Source organism: Staphylococcus sp. GDY8P47P, assembly GCF_016892225.1.
In the GTDB taxonomy this organism is placed as follows: Bacteria; Bacillota; Bacilli; order Staphylococcales; family Staphylococcaceae; genus Staphylococcus; species Staphylococcus borealis.
This window is the reverse complement of the sequence record NZ_JAFENV010000054.1, coordinates 1-803: the sequence shown is the minus strand read 5'-3', so window position 1 is coordinate 803 and position 803 is coordinate 1. Positions and strand designations below refer to the sequence as shown.

Sequence of the window (803 nt, the reverse complement as noted above, 5' to 3'; positions counted from 1 at the left end):
CGAAATAGAATCTGATAATATAGGCGAACAAGTCAAAAATGGAATCAAAGAAAAAGATAAACAAGGTAAAATGATTACAACACATGCACCCTTTGGGTATCACTATCATAATGGTACTTTCACAATAGACACAGTAAAAGCACCAACAATAAAAGCTGTGTTCAATTATTACCTTCAAGGTTATGGTTATAAAAAAATTGCGCAATACTTAGAAGCTGATAATAAATTCATTAATCGCAAGCCCTATCAAGTGCGTAATATTATCCTTAACCCTAATTACTGTGGCCGTGTTATCAATCAATACGGACAATATGAAAACATGTTCCCAGCTATTGTCAGTACAACGATATACGAAGAAGCTCAAGTTACCCGAACTCAGAAACAAGTCAAACGTAAGCCGTCAGAAAATCAACTCAAACAAAAAATCAAATGTCCCTATTGTCATTCGACACTCACAAACATGACTGTCCGCAAACCAGATTATTCATTGCGTTACTATGTCTGTCCGCAAAATATGAATAATGCTCGCTTTGTTTGTGAATTTAAAGGAATCAACGCACAAGAATTAGAAACAAGTGTTTTAGCGATTTGTCAGGACTTCTTTCAAAATCAACAGCTCTATTCAAAAATAAACCATACTATTCAACAACGACTCAAAAGACAAAGAGATGTAGAAACTAAAACTACACTCAATCACGAGCAGCTCATAGAAAAATTAGCCCAAGGCAAAATTGATGCAGAAACGTTCAGAGAACAAACGCAATCATTACAGCAACAATCAAAACCTATATCATCAAGCAGTA

Annotated in this window: 1 protein-coding gene; it reads left to right on the top strand. The window is 34.9% G+C overall.

Annotated features, from left to right (window positions below; genetic code table 11):
- Positions 1 to 803 (top strand): recombinase family protein (locus JVV30_RS12940; RefSeq protein ID WP_204194352.1); only part of this gene is annotated, 803 nt, incomplete at both ends.